This window comes from Pseudomonas sp. BN515 (genome assembly GCF_029873155.1).
In the GTDB taxonomy this organism is placed as follows: domain Bacteria; phylum Pseudomonadota; class Gammaproteobacteria; order Pseudomonadales; family Pseudomonadaceae; genus Metapseudomonas.
Genome location: NZ_SSOH01000092.1, coordinates 233660 through 254896, shown reverse-complemented (window position 1 = coordinate 254896; position 21237 = coordinate 233660). Strand labels below are relative to the sequence as shown.

20 protein-coding genes and 1 pseudogene are annotated in these 21237 nt (G+C 52.1%); 13 read left to right on the top strand and 8 right to left on the bottom strand.

Going from position 1 to position 21237, the window contains the following annotated elements; translation table 11 throughout:
- The first annotated feature begins 21 nt into the window (after positions 1-21).
- From E8E91_RS26830 to E8E91_RS26815, 4 genes and pseudogenes are all read left to right on the top strand, one after another.
- On the top strand, positions 22-900 hold the full coding sequence (locus E8E91_RS26830; RefSeq protein ID WP_280380104.1) for a WYL domain-containing protein: 879 nt from the start codon (positions 22-24) through the stop codon (positions 898-900).
- A gap of 109 nt (positions 901-1009) precedes the next feature.
- Positions 1010-1227 (top strand): annotated as a pseudogene (locus E8E91_RS26825) (HU family DNA-binding protein).
- 217 nt (positions 1228-1444) lie between these two features.
- Complete coding sequence (locus E8E91_RS26820; protein WP_280380102.1) at positions 1445-3106, top strand: AAA family ATPase; 1662 nt, start codon at positions 1445-1447, stop codon at positions 3104-3106.
- Positions 3099-4256 (top strand): UvrD-helicase domain-containing protein, encoded by a 1158-nt coding sequence (locus tag E8E91_RS26815; RefSeq protein WP_280380100.1) that lies wholly within the window; start codon positions 3099-3101, stop codon positions 4254-4256. Before E8E91_RS26820 ends, E8E91_RS26815 begins: the two co-directional genes overlap by 8 nt.
- Positions 4257-4493: 237 nt before the next feature.
- On the opposite strand, the gene E8E91_RS26810 is transcribed toward E8E91_RS26815, so the two are convergent.
- The 5 genes from E8E91_RS26810 to E8E91_RS26790 form a co-directional block, all read right to left on the bottom strand.
- On the bottom strand, positions 4494-5072 hold the full coding sequence (locus tag E8E91_RS26810; protein WP_280380098.1) for a hypothetical protein: 579 nt from the start codon (positions 5070-5072) through the stop codon (positions 4494-4496).
- Entirely contained in the window at positions 5072-6211 is a 1140-nt protein-coding gene (locus E8E91_RS26805; RefSeq protein WP_280380096.1) for a toll/interleukin-1 receptor domain-containing protein, read from the bottom strand. Before E8E91_RS26805 ends, E8E91_RS26810 begins: the two co-directional genes overlap by 1 nt.
- An 11-nt stretch (positions 6212-6222) precedes the next feature.
- The gene (locus E8E91_RS26800) at positions 6223-6792 is read right to left on the bottom strand and encodes a TIR domain-containing protein (RefSeq protein ID WP_280380095.1); all 570 of its coding nucleotides are present in this window, start codon (positions 6790-6792) and stop codon (positions 6223-6225) included.
- A 75-nt stretch (positions 6793-6867) separates the two neighbouring features.
- Positions 6868-7311: a TIR domain-containing protein gene (locus E8E91_RS26795; protein ID WP_280380093.1), complete on the bottom strand. Its 444-nt coding sequence runs from the start codon at positions 7309-7311 to the stop codon at positions 6868-6870.
- A gap of 55 nt (positions 7312-7366) precedes the next feature.
- Entirely contained in the window at positions 7367-7864 is a 498-nt protein-coding gene (locus E8E91_RS26790; RefSeq protein ID WP_280380091.1) for a toll/interleukin-1 receptor domain-containing protein, read from the bottom strand.
- 271 nt (positions 7865-8135) lie between these two features.
- Here E8E91_RS26790 and E8E91_RS26785 point away from each other — a divergent pair, with 271 nt between their 5' ends.
- The 3 genes from E8E91_RS26785 (at position 8136) to E8E91_RS26775 (ending at position 9871) form a co-directional block, all read left to right on the top strand.
- Positions 8136-8462 carry a hypothetical protein gene (locus E8E91_RS26785; RefSeq protein ID WP_280380089.1) on the top strand — a complete coding sequence of 109 codons (327 nt, stop codon included), beginning with the start codon at positions 8136-8138 and terminating at the stop codon, positions 8460-8462.
- Positions 8463-8683: 221 nt separating this feature from the next.
- Positions 8684-9442 (top strand): hypothetical protein, encoded by a 759-nt coding sequence (locus tag E8E91_RS26780; protein WP_280380087.1) that lies wholly within the window; start codon positions 8684-8686, stop codon positions 9440-9442.
- A 12-nt stretch (positions 9443-9454) separates the two neighbouring features.
- Positions 9455-9871 (top strand): hypothetical protein, encoded by a 417-nt coding sequence (locus E8E91_RS26775; RefSeq protein WP_280380086.1) that lies wholly within the window; start codon positions 9455-9457, stop codon positions 9869-9871.
- Positions 9872-10060: 189 nt separating this feature from the next.
- Here the strand turns inward: E8E91_RS26775 and E8E91_RS26770 are convergent, their stop codons facing one another.
- Together E8E91_RS26770 and E8E91_RS26765 are read right to left on the bottom strand one after the other, a co-directional pair.
- The gene (locus E8E91_RS26770) at positions 10061-10642 is read right to left on the bottom strand and encodes a toll/interleukin-1 receptor domain-containing protein (RefSeq protein WP_280380084.1); all 582 of its coding nucleotides are present in this window, start codon (positions 10640-10642) and stop codon (positions 10061-10063) included.
- 662 nt (positions 10643-11304) lie between these two features.
- Positions 11305-12255 (bottom strand): site-specific integrase, encoded by a 951-nt coding sequence (locus E8E91_RS26765; protein ID WP_280380082.1) that lies wholly within the window; start codon positions 12253-12255, stop codon positions 11305-11307.
- Between the two features lie 177 nt (positions 12256-12432).
- Here E8E91_RS26765 and E8E91_RS26760 point away from each other — a divergent pair, with 177 nt between their 5' ends.
- Positions 12433-13413 carry a DNA-binding protein gene (locus E8E91_RS26760; RefSeq protein WP_280380081.1) on the top strand — a complete coding sequence of 327 codons (981 nt, stop codon included), beginning with the start codon at positions 12433-12435 and terminating at the stop codon, positions 13411-13413.
- Between the two features lie 242 nt (positions 13414-13655).
- Here the strand turns inward: E8E91_RS26760 and E8E91_RS26755 are convergent, their stop codons facing one another.
- Positions 13656-14459, bottom strand: coding sequence for a hypothetical protein (locus E8E91_RS26755; RefSeq protein ID WP_280380079.1), 804 nt, complete (start codon positions 14457-14459; stop codon positions 13656-13658).
- Positions 14460-14997: 538 nt separating this feature from the next.
- Here E8E91_RS26755 and E8E91_RS26750 point away from each other — a divergent pair.
- From E8E91_RS26750 to E8E91_RS26730, 5 genes are all read left to right on the top strand, one after another.
- Positions 14998-15654, top strand: coding sequence for a TnsA endonuclease N-terminal domain-containing protein (locus E8E91_RS26750; protein WP_044871366.1), 657 nt, complete (start codon positions 14998-15000; stop codon positions 15652-15654).
- A complete protein-coding gene (locus tag E8E91_RS26745) occupies positions 15644-16078 on the top strand; it encodes a hypothetical protein (RefSeq protein WP_280380077.1) in 435 nt (144 codons plus the stop codon). The genes E8E91_RS26750 and E8E91_RS26745 overlap by 11 nt, the downstream gene beginning before the upstream one ends.
- Positions 16068-18026: a hypothetical protein gene (locus E8E91_RS26740; protein WP_280380075.1), complete on the top strand. Its 1959-nt coding sequence runs from the start codon at positions 16068-16070 to the stop codon at positions 18024-18026. Before E8E91_RS26745 ends, E8E91_RS26740 begins: the two co-directional genes overlap by 11 nt.
- A gap of 73 nt (positions 18027-18099) precedes the next feature.
- Positions 18100-19050, top strand: a complete 951-nt coding sequence (locus E8E91_RS26735) for a TniB family NTP-binding protein (RefSeq protein WP_082073159.1) — start codon at positions 18100-18102, stop codon at positions 19048-19050.
- On the top strand, positions 19038-20978 hold the full coding sequence (locus tag E8E91_RS26730) for a TniQ family protein (protein ID WP_280380071.1): 1941 nt from the start codon (positions 19038-19040) through the stop codon (positions 20976-20978). Before E8E91_RS26735 ends, E8E91_RS26730 begins: the two co-directional genes overlap by 13 nt.
- Positions 20979-21237 lie beyond the last annotated feature (259 nt).

The following is a 21237-nucleotide window of genomic DNA, read 5'->3' as shown; positions in this document are numbered from 1 at the left end:
GGCAAGCTGAGGTTATATACAGTGTCCAACCCATCCCCCCTTGAAGGCATCCCACAGAAGCAACGGGACAGACTGGCATTCATTGAGCAACAGGCATGGTTCTGCGGCGCGGTTTCTCGGCGGGATGTTGTCAGTCGCTTCGACATCCAGACGGCCGCAGCAACCAGGGATCTGTCGCTATACCGCGAACTGGCACCTGAAAACCTGTTTCTCGACCATCGAGAGAAGGTGTACCGCCCAAGCGAAGGCTTTAACCCTATCTTCACCTACTCGGTTTCCCGCATCACAACTTGGCTGAGTCAGGGGTTTGGAGATGAGGAGCATTTGAGCTGGTCGACGGGGATCCCATGCACCGCCAGCGAATCCTTGGCACAACCCAAAATTGGCATCCTGGCGGCTGTCTGCCGCGCGATCAGGCAACAGCGCGCCATCGAGATCACGTACGAGTCACTCACCCGATGCAGCACCAGGGTTATCGCGCCGTTCGGCCTGCACAGCGATGGCCGGCGATGGCACGCGAGGGCATACGATCGGGAAAGCTCGGAATTCAGGGATTTTGTGATAACCCGGGTGGGATCGGTAAAAGATGCTGGACCGGCCCGCGAGGCCGAATGTGCCGATGAGGATGACCACTGGTCCCGCCGAGTCGTGCTTGAGCTGGTCCCTCACCCCGAGCTTGAACGCAAAGAGCCAGTGCTATGCGACTACCCCTTCAACAAAGACGGCGTCATGCTCGTAAAGGTTCGCGCTGCCGTCGCTGGCTACGCTCTCAGACAGTGGGGCGTTGACTGCTCGCTCGATCACTCTGGATCAGCGCGCGAGTACCAGCTCTGGCTGCGTAATCGGGAAGCATTGTACGGAGTCCCCAACTTGGTGCTTGCGCCCGGGTACGTCCTCTAAGCCATTCATGCAAGATGCTGATGCTGTCGATGGTTCTCCCATAAGGCTCCAGCGAACATGACGAGCCAGATAGCAAAGACCCGAAAAAACCGTGTCTTTGCTCGAAGCCCTGGGCGGCGAAGAATGGGCTATCGCCGCTGGTGCTAACCTACCAAAAGCCGTAGCAGGCCGTGCACTTGAGCCCTTCATCAACACTGTTACCAGCACCCCGAGGCCGGCGGCAGCATCACCCCCGTGGGCTTCGGCACTTTCGTAGTTAAGGAGCGCGCCGCTCGCACTGGCCGCAATCCCCAAACTGGAGCTGAGCTGAACATCGCTGCAGCCTAACGGCCGGGCTTCTAGCCAGGCAAAGGCCTGAAAGACGCAGTGAACAAATCGGCTTCCTACAAAAAGGCCCCGCTAAGCGGGGCTTTTTTGTCTCCGAAGTAAACCGAGTCTCCGGCCAACGACGCTTCACACTGGACGGGGCAGGTGTTGCACAATAGCGTTTTGCCACGAGGGCCTGGCTCCTCCTGGTCGCCGTTACCTCAGAGGGAGTTGAATTGTGCTTGTAGAGTCGCTTCGTTTACTCAATTTCAAAAAATTCAAAGATCAAACTTTTGAGTTCAATGAAGATGTAAATATATTCGTTGGCGATAACAACGCTGGCAAAAGCACAATCTTAGAAGCATTGGAGATCGTGCTCAACTTCCAGCATCGCGGTCGATCGTTCAGCAATGAATTTTCTCCCGATTTATTCAATAGTGACGCGGTTGCTAAATTTCTAGCCTCCCCGAAGGCCCCTGCAGACTTACCCGTTCTCGTGATCGAGGCGTACATGAAGAACGTGCCAGATTACCGCGGCACGAACAATAGCCTGCTGAAAGACACTCAGGGGGTTCAAGTCAAAGCGAGCTTCGATCCAGATTTCACAGATGCCTATCGAGATTACTTGGCCGCTGGGGCTCCAATTAGCAGCATTCCAGTGGAGTTTTACAAAATCGAGTGGATGGATTTTTCTTGGAACATCATCAAACCGTTGACGAAGCAGTTCCGGGCACTCTACATCGATCCGACTCGGATCCATCCTACACTCGGAAAAAATCAATACATCTCGAATGTCCTGAATACCGCGCTCAAGAAGGACGAGGAGTACCGCCTGAGTCTCAATTATCGTGAGACCCTACAGTCCTTTAACGCTACTGATGAAGTGAGAACAGTCAACAAGGATTTGGATTCCGATAATAAGATCACCGACAAGAAATTAACCATTGCCGCCAACACGATGCCGGCGGGTGCTCTACAGAGTGGTTTGCAGCTTGAGGTGGACTCCGTGCCTTTTCATATGATTGGAAAGGGTGAACAGAGCAAGGTGCAGATAAAGTTAGCTCTCCATAACAAGTCAAAAGATATTGACCTTGTGATGATGGAGGAGCCAGAAAATCATTTGTCACACGTCGAGCTAAGCAGGCTTATACAAGACATTGAAGATCAGCGAGACGGCAAACAACTATTCCTTACTACTCACAGTTCGTATGTATTAAATAAACTGAGCATCGACAAGATCTGCTTGCTCCATGGCTCATATAAGCGACTGCACCTATTAGACAAAGGAGTGGTGAAGACGCTGAAGCGGCTACCAGGCTACGATACCTTACGTGTTGCTTTGTCCAGAAAGGTGGTGTTGGTAGAAGGCCCGTCTGATGAATTGGTTCTCAAGAGAATTTATCAGGATAACAACAAGGGCCGCCTTCCTGAACAGGATGGGATCGATATCATCGTAGTGCGAGGCGTGGGTTTCAAGACATTCATCGAGATCGGAAAAGAGATTGGTACCGCAGTGAATGTACTGCGGGATAACGATGGTGATTACGCTAAGAACGTGGTCGAAGCGCAAAAAGAGTATGCGGCGTACCCAAATATCAAACTTATCTCATCTACGGACAATAACGAGTTTTCGCTCGAGCCGGCCATGATCTCGGCAAATGCTACGTCGGAAAAAGAACTTCTGGCGTTTGCGAAAATCGTGCTTTCATCTGTGACCTACAATTTGCTAGCCGCGAAACCGACATTCGATGACAAACGTGCCTTTATCGTCGACTGGTTCAAGAGCGCTGATGGCGATGGCAAAGGAAAAAAGAAGGTCGACTCAGCTATCAGGTTGTTTGAGACCACTGAGCCATTCAAGTATCCCGCTTTCCTTGGCGAGGTACTGAGCTTTGTCTAACACTCTGTGCATAGCCGGCGCGGGATCAGGAAAGACCCAAAAGATCATTACTGAGTCGATCGCGGAGATCGAGCGCGGTGGCAAGGTACTTGTGGTGACCTACACCACTAGCAATCAGCAGGAATTGCGGCGCCGATTCCTGGAGGCTTTTGGTAGGCACAGTGATAGGTTCGTGGTGAAAGGCCTATTCTCGTTCTACCTGGAAGACATGGTGAGGCCGTATCAGCAAGTGCTATTTGCGGAGCGTATTGACGGAATATTCTTCAACGAACGCAATCCTCATCTAAAGCCGGGGTCGACCTATATGTTGCCTGGGCGCAAAGAACAACTGGAAGACAAAAGTTACAACCCAGACCATTTTCTGACTCAGGGTGGGAGGAAAGCCCACACAGGCTTCCTGGCAAAGCTAGCCGCCCGGGTGGCGAAGGCCACGAAGAATGCTGCTGCGATTCGTCTCGGCGATATCTATAGCCAAGTTTACTTCGATGAGGTGCAAGACTTGGTTGGATGGGATTATGAGATGCTCAAGGCGCTGAGCAAGGTAATGAAGTCCCCCATCACCTGCGTGGGTGACTTCCGACAGACTGTGTATGAAACAACTTTTGGCCACAAGGCGCCTCAAGCGGCCGCAGAAAAGATTGCAGCGTTCAAATCCATGGGCTTCAAAGAAGAGGCGCTCGTGCGAAATTGGAGGTGCATTCAAACGATCTGTACGATCGCCGATGCGGTGCATAAGGGCGCCTACAAGGCGACTGAATCAGCCGTTGAAAAGATCCCGCCTGAACTCACCCACCACCTTGGCGCTTTCATCGTTAAGCATTCCGACGTCAATGACTACATCGCAGCGTATGACCCAATGGTACTGCGCTGGAACGTGGCCTCTGGAGCAAAGATTCTTCCTGCTCAGGCTCGCTGCTACAACTTTGGCAGCAGCAAAGGATTGGGTTTTGATCGAGTGCTGATTCTGCCGGCGGAGAGCCAGATGCATTTCGTTTTGGATGGCGTGGCCCCTTTCCCTGCGGATGCCGAGACAGCGCAGAACAAGATGTACGTTGCCATAACACGGGCGAGGTACAGCCTGGGGTTCGTCGTGCCGGACAAGAAAGCAGCGGGCTTGCGTTTCCCTGTGTGGACGAAGCCCCTAGTTTGACGTGGCTATTCGTTACTGCTCAGTGGCGAAGATGGGCTGCTATTGGCCGGTTTCTTCCTGTTTAAACCGGCAGAAACCGGCCAAGAGCAGTCATAGGGCAGACCCCGCGCAATGAGTACGCTCGGCCGAGTGGACTTGCCGCCAGTAGCCGCTCGGCGCACAGCTAAGCTCGGGCGCTTGAGGTACCGAAAGCGCAGCAGCCCCACATGAAAACACCAAAGGGTCAAACCTAGTTGGTTAGACTTGGTTCCGTGGCTCTGCCTGAGAAATGCCAAGTGTTTCCGAGAACAAGCGTGCGAAGTCCACACGGTCTTCAGTCATTCCGAGCTGCTTTGCCAAATCTTGTGCGGCTCCCCCTGGAGCGAAAGCGGGAAGCACTAAAGCTTCAGGATGCATACAGGAAAAGAGCTTGTACTCCTCGAGCACTCCCTCCATTCCACCAATAAACACTGCTGCGTGAAAAGGGCCCGAGAGCATCTGTTCTCGCATACGTGCCAGGCTCCCCTCTCGATCATTTTCGACCGCATCGACGACCGTGAGATTCGAGAAGCGATCGTTCTCCTCTGGGAATACCGCTGAGAAAAACCTGCTTTGGAATAGATGTACGGCATCGGAGTAAGTCACCCCCAAGTCTGCACAGATTGCCCAAATCATCGGAGTGATCGCTGGGTGGCCACCCCAAACAATCTGTCGGCGGCCGAGTGCAACCGTCATCAGTTCGCGTACCGCGAATTGAATCAAGAACGGGTCGGCGGTCTCATGGAAGTTGCCGCGGTCAGGTCGAGGAACGCTCGCAGATAGGAAGATTCGCTTCATCACGTGGCGTCCCAACCCGCAAAGTCCCAAGCCGCGTCACTTTGGCGTATCCAGCGAGATCCGCCCACCCTTTGAGCAAGCCACTCGAGGTGCTCCTGCCAGCTCTTCATCATTCCGTAGTGGTTGTATACCACTGCGCAGTCATCGTGACCCGCACGGAGCAGCGTTTCCTGGAGCGTCACAGCCGTAGGAACCCCCAGTGTCGGCTGCACGGACAGCTGGCGTCCATTGCGCAGGGTGACCTGCATCAGACGGCCAGGACCAACACCGTTGACCTGGCCTTCGATTTGTTCGATCGCATTGCGCACGGACTCTATGAGACTCATTGTTCGCAACGCGTGACTCTGGCTACGCACGGCTTCGAGCTGTCGGCAGATCCGCTGCACTGCCTCATTTGAAAGTTGGCCGTCGGCCAGGAATTCCTCGGCCAGCAGCTCAGCCCGACTCGCTGTGCTTGTCACAGGGGAAGGCGTGGAGTCAGGCCATTGGACCCGCAACACGCCGATTCCCTTCGCCAATGCACGCCCATACTCGGCGTCGGTCCAACGGCTTTTGAAGTATTCGGGGGTATCCAGCATCAACAGCACATCGACGTCGGATAGCTGATGCCACAGCTGTTCCTGGAAGTCGACGCCTGCGCCAATGCTGTGGGTATCCAGGAAGACGTCGAACTGGCGAGCAGACAGTTCGGCAAACAACTGAACTGCGACCGCTGTCGACTCGGCACGGCGATAGCTGAGGAAGACTCTACGCTGCCGAGGTAGCAGTCCGAGGCATTCCAGCAGGGCCGAAAACACTCGTTCCATGGGTACTTGGTCGAGAAAGATGCAATTGAACGCGCGCAGCGAAGGGGGGACTTCGACGGGCACCAGCTTCTCCGTACTGACTACCGGCAGGACTGGAACAATCTTGGGGTCGACTACGGCTGTGATGTCGACGTCGGCGCCCGCTGCGCCGCCGATGAAGAGAGCTGCTGCGCAGGATCGGCGGTTCGGCCGGAAGCTGTCCGGACAAATGTGCAATGCGATTTCGACTGCGTCGAACCCAAACTGCTCCTGCACCTCGGCCACTAAACGCTGCAGTTCTTGAATCTGCGCATCGGCTGGATGTCCTAACACCGCTAGTTCATACAGCGCCATAGCCTTTTCCCTTACGCAATCCAGTTCGCAAAATTGTCGAAGCCCCTGTCGGTGACCCAATCGTAGGTGGGTAGCCAGTGGGACAGCTGGAAGAGCTTCCCGCGCTTTTCTGCGGGCTGTTGATGGATGCTGAATGCGCCTAGGTCGCCGTAGACCACCCAGGCCTGTCCGCTCCAAATCATCGGAGTGCCGGTACAGCCGTCTGCACTAATGCCTAGGCCCAAGTAGTCGAACGGGTTTGGCCCTTGGGAGTGTACATTGCTGTAACGATCACGGATGCCGTTGATATGAATCCCGATGACGAGATTCCCGCGTTCAATGCTCTTCATGATCTCGTACTGGACCCATCGTCTGGCATATGTGCCGGATCCAATCAGTACCGCCGTGGCACTGGTGTTATCGAGGCCGCCGTTAATCAGCCGCTTCAGCGCAAGGTCGCCCTGCTTCTTTGCGGTTTCCCATATCGAAGCATCGAAGAAGCCACCGTTGTCGTCCTTCGTGATGTTGTGGTTTCGCACGACGTTCGCGCGGAAGTCGATAACGTCCTGGTAGTGGAAACTGAAAAAGCAGCGTCGGGCCATGAAATCTAACCTTCTAATGATTCTTCCCTTGCGACTGGGGCGGCGTTAGTAGCTGCCAAGGCAAAGCGCGAAGCCTTATGGCTTGCCTGCTGCCTTCGCCGCAGCCTCAACCCACTTGCCCAAATTGTCACGGCCGTTCTGCTTGTTCCAAAGGTAGTGGGGAGCGCCAGGAACCCGAAGCGAACAGCAGTCGGTAGTACTTCCTTTGAGGTCGGCAATTTTACTGATATCGATGCTCAGGATGCCATTTCCGCGCTCGATGCTTTGCTCAATCTCGTACTTCACCCACTTGCTCTTGTTGGTTGTGGCACCTACCAGAACAACAGTGACGCTCGTGCCGTTTAGCTGATCATTGATCCATTTCTTGATAGCAGCATCGCCCTTGCGCTCAACCTCTTCGAATTCTGCTTTGTCGATGAAACCTAACTTGGTGTCAGAAGCGATGACGTTGCTGTTTCGCACGTTCATCGCACGGTGCACATCTTCGTACTGGAAGCTGAAGAAGACCTTTCTCGCCATGATCTAGTCCTTTGAATGAGGAGCTGGAGGTATAGGGTGCAACGTGAGGTTGGAGTTAAAGCGAGCGTACCCACTTTCCATTGCCCAGAGTGTCGAAGAGAGCAAGGCCGGGTACACCAGTAGATACATCGATTCTGTTGTAGAGCTTCAGGTACTCATTGCCGTAGAAATGCCCCTGGTTGTCCTGGGTGGGAACAATCGCAATGCGGTCATGGGGCTTTTTGCCATCAGCAAAACCAATTTCCCAGGGACACCAGCGTGAAGCCGTAGAGTTCTGCGTTGCAAGAAAGAGGAACCAATCCGCACTGACTATGGCTGCTTTGATAGTCAGGGCAGTCTCAACGTCCGGGGTGTCAGGCATTGTCTGATCCTGCCAGTCGATGTAGACGTCCCATCCTTGGGTCTTCAGCAACTCCTGTAAGCCCAGAGCGAGAGTTGCGTCCTTGTGGCTATGGCTTAGAAAGGCTGTAGGTTGCCCGAACCGCTTGGAATATCGCGCCTGCATGGAGCGACGTTGGCTGGCGTTAATGAGATCTGACTGGCGAATCGGCATAAGCGAGCTTCCCTAGCTTTTTGTGGGCAAAGTGCCATTTTTTACCGCGTTGCTCAAGGCATCTGGGTTGTCCCAGGTCAACATACCTGCGCGACCAGCAGCATCTGAAATAGCCGTAGTTGCACAGAAGTTAATGACTTCGTTTGGCCGAAAGCGGCGGCTAGGGAAACAGCCCCACCTTTTGAGCCAAATCAATTACTCATGAGCGAGATAGCCCAGCGCCACCATGATCGGTGTACCATTGCCCGGAGTAAAGGGAAAGGACGCCGGTATGGAGCTCTTGCTGGTCATCGTCGCAGTCGCGGCATTCCTATTGCTGGTCAAGCACGCCAAAGCTAATGGTCGCATTTCAGAGCGGACGTTCACCTCAAGACTCGCCAGAACGAGGTTGCAGACCTCGAACGCGAAGGTGTCCGACTGTGCAGCGATCTGCAGATGCAACTCCAGGAACTTCAGCGCTTCAAGCCCATCCACGACATCGAAACTGAAGCCAAGCACCTGCGAATCGAAGCGCGAGGAGCAACGGGACGACCTGGCGCAAGGTGCCCGCAATCGCCTCGAAAAGGCCGAGGAAAAACTCCAGTCGGCGATGGCGTAAGCCAACCGAATCGTGGACATGGCCAACGAGCGGGTACCGGAAATCGCAGGCGATGAAGAACCACATCGAGGGGGCGCGGAACCACAGCGACTCCTCCCCCCCTAATCACGCAGATGCTCAGTTCAAAGTGCTTGAGGCGTCCAGGGACTATTTCGCCCTTTACACCAGCATTCTCGATATCGATCCGAGTAGTGGATTTTAACAAATTAAGGAAGTTTTAGATGGATCGCGGCTTCAACCTTAGCATCAATACCGGCCCTTACCCCGTCAACTTTTCGAAAGTCAATTCCTACAAGGCTGCGAACCAGAAACGCGTCGACAACCTAGCTCAGCTAATGATCGACAAAGATACATTCGATGCGTCGCTCATTTTGGACTCACTCTTTCCAGCCGTGAACGCTGATATCTTCCTGTCTCACTCGTCAAAAGACGAAAACGAGGCAATCCAAATCGCTCTGGAGCTTCAGGAAAATTGCGACCTGAATGTATTTATCGACTCTTGTATCTGGGGTTCGATCTACGATTTGCTGAAGGCCATCGACAATAAATACTGCCGTCGTGAAGGTAACACCACCTACGATTACGATGAGCGCAATCGCTCCACGGCCCACGTGCATATGATCCTGACCACCGCGCTGCAACGCATGATTGATCAGACTGACACGATCATTTTCATGAACACAGACCAATCGATTTCGCTTAAGCACTCGGTAAATGGAGAGCAAAAGACGTTGTCCCCATGGATACATATGGAGCTCAATTTCAGTAGTCTGGTGCGGCGCCGCTCCCGCTACAGAATGGTAGTGGAGAGCAAACATGCGCTCGACGGAGTCGTTTCGAACGAGCAGTTTAAAGTTGCGCATGACGCTCCTACCAACCACCTTACCCCTATTGCCGAGAGCCAGTTCAGAAAGTGGATGCTGCAGGCGTCTAACCTCAAAGGCTCGAAAGCTATCGATCACTTATACCGCAATTTTTAACGGATACACTCTATGGATGCAAAGCTCAAACACCTCGAGTTCGTTCAAGGTGTGGTCAATCGCCTGTCCACCAACTCATTTCTGCTTAAGGGCTGGTCGATCATCCTGATCTCAGCGCTGTTTGCGCTGTCTGCAAAGGATGCTGATAGAGGCTTCGCGCTTCTGGCCTACATTCCTGGTATTGCCTTCTGGGGCCTGGACGGCTATTTCTTGGCGCTCGAACGCTGCTACCGGAAGCTCTATGACAAGGTCCGAGCAACTGACAAAGACAGCATTGACTTTCTGATGGTGATTGATAAAGGTCAGGGTTGGAAAAACTGGCTCAAAGCGACCCTATCCAAGACGTTGATCGTCTTTCACGGAGCGGTTTTGGTAGCCGTCACCACAGTGGTAGTGGTTTACGTGGTGAAGGATCACACTGCCGCGTAACCGACTGTTCAGTAGAAAAAGCCATGGCTACATGGCTTTTATGCCGAAAACTCTCTGGTCTTCATGGCATTGACTGAATCTGCACCCCCAGAAATTGTGAGCAAAAAAGCCCGCGATTGGGAGTGGGCTAGATGAGTTCAGGGAGCAAATAGACCTCACTCCCTCCCCATGTCTAAGGCCATAAGCGCTTCAGAGGAATATCTTGCCAATACCTGGGATTGGGTAGCCTCCTATATGCCCCCTCAGAGCAGCAATTTCACTGAGAGGATCACGAGTCGGTCTACGTGGGCCAGTCATGCTGTCCTTATCGACGATCGGGTACAAACCTAAGTATTCCTGCCCTTCGAATTTCTGATTATCGCTGTCCAACACCGGAAGAATTGCAACATTGCCAGGCTTATGGCCGTCAAAATACCCCAGTTCCCAAGGCATCCACTTAGAGCCCGAAGCACTCTCCGTGGCGATGTACAGGAGTGAGTCTGACTGTTTCATCCGTCCCCTCAACCGCTCTGCGGTATGTTTGGTGACTTGGCTACGGTCGAGTTCAGGATCATCGACCCAGTCGACATAGACCTTCTTTCCCATCTCCTCCAGAAGTACTTTCACACCGAGCACCAACTCTGCATCGTTGATCGAGTGAGATAGAAAAATGTCGAACTTGGTCGCACGCTTGCTGGACTCCATCGACTCGGTAATCATCTCACCGAGGCTGCGGTTCTTCATCGCTCGCTTGGCTGCAGATCGCGCCTCAGCTTTAGTAAAAAATGCCATCTTCTTCTTCCGTGTGATATGACGGTGTAATCGACGCTGCTAGGGCTTTTATGATTCAAAACCCAGGCACCAATAGCGGAGTTGGCTGGCAACAGTTTCCTAGCTTCCCATAAAGAAACACAGACTCAAAGCTGCCGGGCGAACCCATAAGCCACAAGACTTCTTTAGCTCGGAAATGGCTTGGCCTCGGAGCCCTCTGAACTTACCCGGGATCCCTAAAGCATCATAGCGGTCGTCCAGTGAATTGACCCTAGTTCCGCAGTCATTTACAAGCCTTATGGATGTCTGCTATTGGCCGGTTTTTGCCTGATGCGACAGACAGCTTGGGGTCGACTTCTGCCGGTCACGACTGGCAGAAGTCGACCAATTTTGTTTAAAAAAAGGGGTTCCGCAGCCGCCAACCTGCAAGCCACGCGGGCTGCGACATCACCCAAGTCTCGACGCAAGACCGCTGATAGCAGGAAGAGGCGCAGGTGCCCAGGACAAGTCGCTGTCGTCATATCTCCTCATGTTCGCAATGACGGGATTCGGAGCCCGCCGCTGTCGCAACTCCGCGGCGGATCAATTGACGGCTAACCGTGCCGCCCTGCCCTGCGGAGCTCCCGTGACGAGAGCCCCTGCCTGAGGCTCAGCAACCGCCCCGGCCCCTCCCATCCGGTAGCTCAGGTGCGTCCGGAAATTGCTGCCGGAACACTGCCTACCGCACTGAGCGGGAAAACAGGCGCGGCCTCGATATAGCGCAAGGCCGACTTCGCATCCCGCCAGCCGACGTACTCCATGAGCGCTTTCTGGTCCCAGCCATTGCGGGTGGCCCAGGTCGCGAAGCCGCGACGCAGGGAATGGCTGCTGATCCCCTGGACGTCCACACCGGCGCCTTGCAGTGCCTGCCGCAAAATAGGAATGACACTGTTGGGGTGCAACGCCGACGCCTTCACCTGTCCCCAGCGGTTGATTGCGCGAAACACCGGTCCTTCGTGGGAGGGAGCTGCCTCCAGCCAGTCGAGATAGGCCTGCACTGGACAGAGGCGTTGCAGCGCCGGCGCCTTATAGGTCACCCCGAGATTCTCCCGATCCGCTTTGCTCTGCGGCAAAAACAGCTCCATGCCCTCTCCCGCGCGCGCCTGAATCAGCTCGACCCGCAAGCGGCAGAGCTCGTCACTGCGAAACGCCCGCCAGAAGCCGAGCAGAATCAGGGCACGGTCACGCCGGCTGCGCCGATAGCGACCGCGCTGGCCGGCTGCCTGCGCGGCCGCGGCTTGCGATTCCAGCCAGCCGACCGCGGCCTCCAGCTGCTGCAGCTGCAACGGCACGGCCTGCTTCTCCGGGTTGGGATGCAAGGCGCGGATGCCCTTGAACACCTGGCGCACCAGTTCGGTTTTGGTCGGATCGCTGAAGCCATTCTGCCGATGCCAGCGCGCCAAGGCCGCCAGCCGATGGCGCAGGGTACTGGTCGACAAGGACTCGGCGTAACAGGCCAGGTAGCGTGCCACGCTCTCAGCGCTGGCGGGCAACAGCCCACCCCACACCAACTCGTAATGCGCCAGCGCGGTCCGGTACGAGCGTCGCGTGTTGTCCCGTTCGGCGGCCTCGAGGTAGCGATCGAGCTCGGTCATGGCGATTCCCCTGGGTTGTACTGCCCGCCCCGGCCGATTGGCCAGAGAAGTCCCCTAACCGTGGATAAATCTAGTTTATCCACGGTTAGCCTGTCGCCCTCCTGAGCCAACCGCCTCCCGTCCATACAGCTGTACTCCCATACTCTGGAACACACTACGAAATCGTCGGAGGGTGCTATGGCACGCGGCGGCATCAACAAAGCCCTGGTCCTGAAGGCCAAGCAAGCATTGCAGGCGCGCGGCGCCCGGCCGACCATCGATGCAGTGCGCACGGAGCTGGGCAATACGGGTTCTAAGTCCACCATTCATCGCTACCTGCAAGAACTGGCAAGGTTGCCGGAAGCACCCCCGCCCTCGCTTAGCGAAGAGCTTGGGTCTTTGATTGCCCATGTAGCCGACCGCCTGGTTCTGGAAGCTGAGGCCAAAGTGAGTACGGCACGGGAAGCCGTTGCCCGGCAGCACAACGAAAATCTCGCCCAACGGCGTTACAGCGAGGAGCGAATTCAAGAACTGCAAGCAGGAAATATGCGCTTGACCGAGCAATTAAACGAGTGCCAACAGGACCTGGAGCAACTGCGAGAGCGTTACCAGACCAGCGAGTTTGAACGTGGGCGAGCCGAGCAAAGCCTCCACGGCTTGCAGGAACTGCTGGAAGAGCGCGCCAACCAGTTGCGGTCGCTGGAGGATAAGCACCAGATGGCCCGCCAAGCGCTGGAGCACTATCGAGAGGCCCGAAAAGAGCAGCGCGAGCAAGAACACCAACATCATGACGCGCAAGTGCAACAGCTGCAGGCGGAGCTGCGCCAGCTTCGTCAGAGTTTGCTGAGTAAACAGGACGAGCTTTCCACGCTAAATCGCGACAACGAGCGCCTCTTGGTCGAAGCCCGAAACTTGGTGAAACACCAATCGGCGATCGAGAGTGAACTGGCGATGCAGCGCAGCGCGTTACAATCGCTTCGCCAAGAACTGACGGCACGGAGCACGGAGAAAGCCGCATTGGAGGAGCGATTGAAACAGCATAATGTGGAGCGCTTACGACTGAAGCATCAGGTGCAGCAGCAGGCCCGGCAGCTCGAAGTTTTGCAAGATCGACTGGTCACCCTGGCAGCGGTAGCCCCCCCTCCCGAGGTCGTTCCCCTACCCTCCCCTGCAAGGTAACGGGCACTTCCTCTGCTTCGACCGAGCCGAAGTCTACTGATCAAGCGCCCCAAATGTGGTGCTGCGAGTGATCAGCAATGCCGAGACACACCTAAGGATCGAAAGCAGCATGCCTCCCGCCGAGCTTCTACCCTCGAACGTACGCTATCTGCCGAACACCCGGCTGAAGCGCAGGGCCGTGGTTCGATGACCATCCCTACTAGTTAACTAGCCCCTGCTCCTGGGGGAAATTTCCGGCTAGGTCAATTCGCCACATAGGCCCTACGAGCGCGGTCCAATTGTCGACGAAGGTTACGCGGGCAGCGTGGGTCACCGCGATGCTTACTTAATGCATAAAGAGTCTCAACGCTAAGCTCCCTAGGCTGCGTCAATAAAATCATCAAGAGCAGTCTCCCACCTGGCATTAACTCTGACACCCATCCCCTCTGAACAGCACGGCCTGCAATCAACCGGTATAAGCGGACATTTTTCTGAAACTCACGCTCGTTTGCTGGCCAATGAGAAAGATAAAGCTGTCCAAATTGGCCCGTTCCATAAATCTCTAAAATTCGGCGAAAGAGCACCAGACCGACATACGAAAGTGGTGGTGACATACAGGCAATCTGCAAATAAGGGAAGATAGATTTTGCAGCCCATCTGCGATGTAGAGAAAACTGAGTGGACCGTGTGCGCAACAAAATCAATAAAGCACCCAATCGTTTCCAATCGGGACAAAAGAACGCCGGAAGCTCGCCACGACAGCCTGGTGAGGTAAACAAATTGACAGGTGCAGAGTTGGCCAATACGTCCCAGTTTATCTTGTTACCCGGATAAATCACCAAACTCAACCAAAGCAAATTTTTAGGAACTTCACGAAGTTCTTCAAAGAGATCGAGGATTTGATTCAGTAACCCGCCTTTGGGGAAACGCCCCAAAAAGAACTCACGCCACTGCTGGTCCCGCTGTGTTCCCGGGAGCTGGTTGCACAGCCGTTCGAAGCAGCGCGCTAAGTAGGTCCCGTTATGCTTACAACATGCCAAATCAGCCAACATGTGGGCAAAAAACATGCCTCTCAGGACGCGAGCGCCCCGATCGAGACTTCGCTCGCCGGGAACCCTCCCAGATTCCCACATAAAAACACTCCGAGCCACTGTGAAACATGATACGCAGCGTTCTAGACGGGTTGACGCATTTAGTCAACGGTCTTGTCGGTACGTAGTATTGGGAGCAAGGTATTCATCACCGACTCCTTAGCAGGATGTGTTCTAAGGCTTCGTTTTTTATTCGTCCTCGGCAATAGACAAGGAATGCGGTTCAGGGCTGAAAAGCCCAATGCCAGGTACAGTTTGAGGTAGGCATCATGCACATCTTCACTAGAGCCTTACTTCCAAACCCAATGGGAGAGCGTAAGTCTCCATTACTTCAAAGATCGCGCACGCTTGCTCCCTTCGCTACAGGGCGCCGAAAACGCTCTGGATCCCCTCGCTGATCACACGTCGGCCGCCGCTGCGTAAAGCAGAAGAATCCACGTAAAACCGCAGACATCAGCTAAGCACTTTTTGCAATAAAAAATAACCGATCATGTGATAAATCGGGAGATCCATCATGGGCCTTAAAAACAACTCACCAAAACTAAACCCGCCATCCAGAAACATTGAAAGCGGGCACTTTGGCAAGCATCTCGTCTACTTTCCTTCATTAAAAAACTGTCGTCAAATCGTCTGCGAAAGCAAACTCGAAGCTGACTTTTGCCTACTCTTAGAATTCGACCAAAACATCATTTCCTACCACCCCCAGCCAATCACTATTAGTACGGTGGTGGGCGACAAAAAGAGAAGATACACCCCGGACTTCCTCGTAAAACGACGCTATCAACACGACCTTTACGTCGAAATAAAGCCTGACGCCCAACTGCTGAGCAATAACTATCTCGAGTATATCCTTCAGGCCAAAGCGAAATTCCAGAAAAGAGGGGCAGATCTCCTGCTAATAGACGCTAAAAAAATCCGTACCCACCACAAACTGAACAACCTCAGGACGATCTACAGCCGTATTCACAATACGACAAAACTCGAAGATGACTACCTACAGGACTTTATCAAAGAGAACGTATTTCCCTGTTCGATAGAACGCCTCATCTCAACCCCGAACGCGCCAACGCTGAACGCCATACTCAAAGCCATTTTTACGCACAAACTTTATGTCAACCTGAACGAACCAATCAGCCTGTCTTCGACCGTGGACTCAAATCATGAACAATGAACTAAAAATCGTTCCAGGCGCGCAGTACAAATTTAACAATGACATCTACGAGGTCGTAACCTCTGACGACTTAATCACCATCCGATCGATCAACACAAAAATTCATAGGCACATTGGCGTAGATGACTTCACCGCAATGCTGGCAAATCAAACCATTACGAAATACCAGAATACGCCCATCGATTTGACCTCAGCACCAAAGATGGAAGAGTTTGTCGTTGATAACGGTGCCGAGGTTAGAAATGAGCGCGTAAAACTTATCGCACGCCTACTAGGTATTGAACTGCGCTACGTGCCTCCAGGCCAACCAAACGCAAAGGCATTTACTGAGCGTTTTTTCAGAACGGCCGACACCGGTTTGGATATGAACCTAGATGAACCAATCAGTGCGACCTCAACTGTGGACACGCATCATGAGCAATGAACTGCAGGTCATCCCTGGCGCGCAATACTCGTTTAACAATGACATTTACGAGGTCGTAACCTCGTCCGATTTGATTACCCTTCGCTCCATAAACACGAAACTACATAGGCATATCGGCATTAATGACTTTGCCGCAATGCTGGCAAATAAAACTATTACGAAATACCAGAATGCCCCCATCGATTTGACCTCTGCGCCGCTCTTGCTTGCATTAAACAAGATTCACCAATCCAGATACATCAGAAAGCATGCGTACATTCAAAAGCTTGAACACCTATTCGCAGGCCGCCTTCCCCGCAAAAAAACTGAGGCCGCGATTAAATCAATAGCCATTGAAATAAACGATCCGAAACCACCCAATTACTCAACCGTTTATAACTGGAAGAGGATTTTTGACGGGAACAATCGAAATCCATTGGCCCTGATTAGGGCCGCCCCCAATAGACCAAGAGGGAATTTGTTGTCCGAAGAAGCACATGAACTAATCCAACACTTCATCCACACCGAGTTCTTTAAAGCTGAGCGACCCAACGTCAAGACCATACACAAACTGATCTGCGGAGAGATACAGGCAACAAACTTGGAACGCTTCAAGTACAACGCTGTGGGTTTAAGAGCCCCCTCCTACTCCACCGTGAGGCGCGAAATCATGAAACTTGATGGCTATCTGGTTGACTCTCACAGGCACAGCCGCGATTTCGTCAATAAAAAATACCATTTTGGCGTCAAATCCGAAGTCTCCGAATTGTTGTACGGCCAGGCTCAAGGAGACACCGCCCTAATGAATCTTTTCGTAGTCGATGAGCATGGCATTGTCATGGGAAGACCAATACTCAGTGCCATTTTGGACTTAGGATGCCGAGCATGTACGGGCTGGGATATTTCACTCGGTGCACCCAATGCGGAAAGCTTCATTAAGGCAATTAAGATGGCGGTAGAGGCCAAGCCGGAGGGAGCCATTGGGGGAAAACCGCTAGAGCTTGGCGTCGATAATGGTCCGGAGGTGAGAAACGACCGGGTCAAACTCATCGCACGCCTACTAGGCATCGAACTGCGTTACGTGCCTCCTGGCCAACCAAACGCCAAATCATTTATCGAACGCTTTTTCAGAACGGTAGACACCGGTCTGACTCATTTTATTCCAGGCACAACAAAATCGAGTCCGCTTGAACGCGAAGACTACGATTCTATGAAGCACGCGACTCTGACCTTGAATGAATTGAGATATTTTTTCAAACGCTGGCTCGATGAGGTCTATCACGAGACCGTACATTCATCACTTCATATGTCGCCCAAGCAAGCACTCAAAGAAATGAGCGCAAATCAAATGCCACCCGAGCGCTTCTCACGTGAAGACCTTGATTTCGCTTGTTTATGCTCAAAAAGAAGAGCAATAAAGGGGGGAAGAGTGGAAATCTTCACTCTAACTTGGACTGGCGCCAGCCTTCCCGACGTAGCACGACGGCTTGAGGGTGAATACGCCATCGTCTATTACGACCCAACAAACCTAGGAACAGTATGGGTTGCTCACCCAGAAGAACCCCGCCACCTGTTTCCCGCTATTGCAACCAATCCACAATATCAAGAAGGCCTCTCACTGCAAGACCACAATGCAGTACAAAAGCGTCTCGCTGAAGAAGGAAAAGAATTCACTAACACTGCCGCGCACGAGGCATTGAGAGAAATCTATAGTGAAATAGAGGAAATTATTGAGGATCGCAAGAAGGCCAAGAAAAACAATAAGACTAAGACCCCCCCGAAAACCAAGAAGACCACCACTACCAAGAAGACCACGAAGACCACGAAGGCCAAGGACGCGAAGAAAGTTGCCCAGCAATCTCACGAAAAAGAGAACGACAGCGGCATGCCCATAGCAGAAAAAATTGCTGCCCAGCACTTCGAAGATGAACCCAACCTATACAAATCTTACCGCATAAGACCTACATAGGCCTTTTTGGCCCCAGGATTAATCCCGTCGGTCAATCTATTCCAATTAAAATTGGCAGCATGGGTATGCAATCATGGAAGTCGACATTCAGCTGAAGCTTACCGAATTCAAAAACTATACCGCCAGGCATCCTGACTTTGACAATGCGCTAGCATTACTCCAGGAAAGTATCGATTTAACATTGGAACGAGGTGAGCAATCTGGGGTTGTATTGACCGGCGTCTCCGGCACCGGAAAGACCACCGTCTGTAATACTCTGATATCTATGTACCCCCCTCCTGAGATCAGGGAATCCGAGGGCGGAGTCAGATCGATCATTCCAACACTTTACTGCAGAGTACCGGCAGATACCACTCTAAAGCATCTGGTATCAGAAATGCTTGGAAAACTTGGGTCCACTAAAAACGTTGAGCATCGCCCAATTTTAGAGCATCGGTTATTTGCAAGGCTACGGGAATGCCAAACCGAATTAGTATTCTTCGATGAACTTCAGAATTTGCTCGAAAAAGGGCAGGAAGCAACGCGCGGAAAAGTCTGCGACTGGATCAATTGGTTTTGCAACGAGTTCAACAAACCGGTGATTTTGGTCGGCCTACCCACATGCGCATCCATTGTAGAGAACAACGAACAACTCTCATTAAGATATCCATTACGAGCAGAACTTCATCCGCTACCGTGTTCAATCGACTCATCACGATCAGTACTACGAACCATGCTCAGCACCCTCCTTAGTGAAATAGTAAGTTGGAACTATTTTGAATCAGTTCCCTGCCTTACCGATCAAAAACTCGAGATGGCTTTTTTTGTCGCCACCGGGGGAAATATGCGAGCCATGAGGTTTCTCTTACAGCGCGCCTTAAAAATATCAGCTAAGCGATCAGACCGAATATTACAGATTAGTGACTTCAGCATCGCATTGAGCCGAACACTTCTTCGCACACGACTCGCCTCCGTGGACCCGTTTACCTTGGACATGCAAGAACTTCATAAAATTATCAAAGGGGAAAAGAAATGTCGGAAATGACATATGTCGCATTACCGCATAAGAACGAAAGCCCCATCAGCGTACTGATGAGGACAGCGGCTGGCAACGGGTACTTAAATGTGCATGCGTTGGCAGTCGGATTCGACTTGGCAGTGGATGTCAAGAAAAACGGTTGGCAACTGAGGAAGTCCACCTTCATACAATATGTTAAGGAGCACTCGAGTGAGAGGCACTCTAGTCGTTTTGAATCGGCATTCTTTGGGTTCATCGGAGACAGTAGACAACCGAACGTTCAGTTTGGGAAAATTGTCATCCCATATAGAAAATTGTCATTTCAACTTAGAATCTGTCCCGAGTGCGCAAGGAATGGCTTTTTTGAAAAAAGCTTCCACCTCCCATGGCTTGATGCCTGTCCAATTCATGGCTCCAAATATATAGAAGCCTGCCCCCAATGCGGCAAGCCCATTGACTGGACAAAACTTGACTATTGCATTTGCAAATGTCGCTTCGATTTTCGCGCCGCCACCTCAACTCCTGGCGACATAGAATTATCCAGAACATTTGTCGAACATGCCGCGAGAGGCGATCAGCTATTCATTAATCGATTCATTAAAACATTAAAAATATTAAGCAATGAGTCTGAACTATTCTGTGACCAATCCAAATGCATAAGAGTTTCAGCCAGAATCGCATGTGGCGACACAAACGAATTATTGAATCACTTGCTGGCCAGAAAGAAACTTCTTCCTTCGTTAAACCCATTAGCCTATTGCTCGCCCTGGCTATGTTCAGGAGACCAACTGCTTAGCAATGTTGCTGCAGGATTCGTGAGAAACCATACTGAAGTATACCCAGAGGAGTGCCCCCCAGAATGCGTCTGCCATACGCTACGATTAACATTGAACGAACTATGCCTGGCTTATAAACTTTCTCACACGAGAATGCACGAACAGCTTGCCGCAGAAAAATTCAAATTAACCAAAAACAAGGCAACCAAGTACTATAGCTGCGACTCTTTATGCAAGAGCCTTAATCGACGACTGAATTCAATTCTAAAATTTAACACAATTATTCCATCATCAATGTTCCGAAAGGGTGAATATACGAATTATCCGAATTCGATTAAATACCTTGGGGCATCGGGCGAGCAAATAACGCTGGCAATAAAGTTGAACCTGCTAAGCTGCTACCGATTCCCTCCAGACTTTATACGAGTCATCCCAACAGCTGAACTGGAGCTTTTTGCCAAACAGTACGTCTTTCATGGCAGCCTAGCTAGGCAACTAAGGATAAAACCCGCTGCGCTTGCTGAATTATTCGACTTTGCTAACGTGCGTCCTTTTCGAACACTATCATCCGGCCATGGAGAAACTTATCGTAGATGGGGAGAGATCTACCTTAAGAGCGACACGAAAGTTATAACTGATTTTTTACTTAGCATAAGGGCACATGACGATCGCCAAATCAATACGAGCGGCATTCGCTTCCTTTCTCAAGAGTTAAACATTCAAGGCTCTGTTATTAAGAAATTGATTGAAGGCAAGATTCTAGAAGTTGACCTCACGGACGCAAATGGCATGAAAACAAAAATCAATGAATCTCAACTAGTGGCAGCTTTAGAATGGAGATCCAACCATTGCACGCTGAAAGAGTTATCCCAAGAATTCGGCATAAATTGCGCGGAATTATCACGACGATTTCTTTCTTGCTACTACGTCCCGGTGATTAGAATAATGAATTATGTTTTCATTCATAAGGATGACGCCCAAAGAATGCGAGACCACCTCTACGAATTTTTTTCATCACTCCAAGCGGCAAAATTCTTAAATGTCACAACAGCTCGCATTCATTACTACTTAAGAACAGGTGTACTCCAAGCAGTTCCTCCCAGTGAATGCGGCGGAATTCTGAACTTCACCTTGATTCGCCGTAATGACGTAGAACACCTAGCCAACGCTATTACCTAGGATCCTTGGCGGGGCTCAACTCTCTCCGTTTTCCTACACCAGGATTCTCATTCGCGCTCACCACGTCTGCTCTTCCTGCTGCATTTCTCTCCCTTCGGCCTCGGCGTATCTCATCAGATTCGGGAGGTCCTCTTCTGGGTTTCCCTAGCTCTAGCTGGTTCTCCACACAGCCTCTTGCTCCTAACGACTTCCCCCCGTCGTTTCAATATTTGGTGGAACAGTTCGGGCAAATTTCGATTTTTGTTGCACATCTCATTTC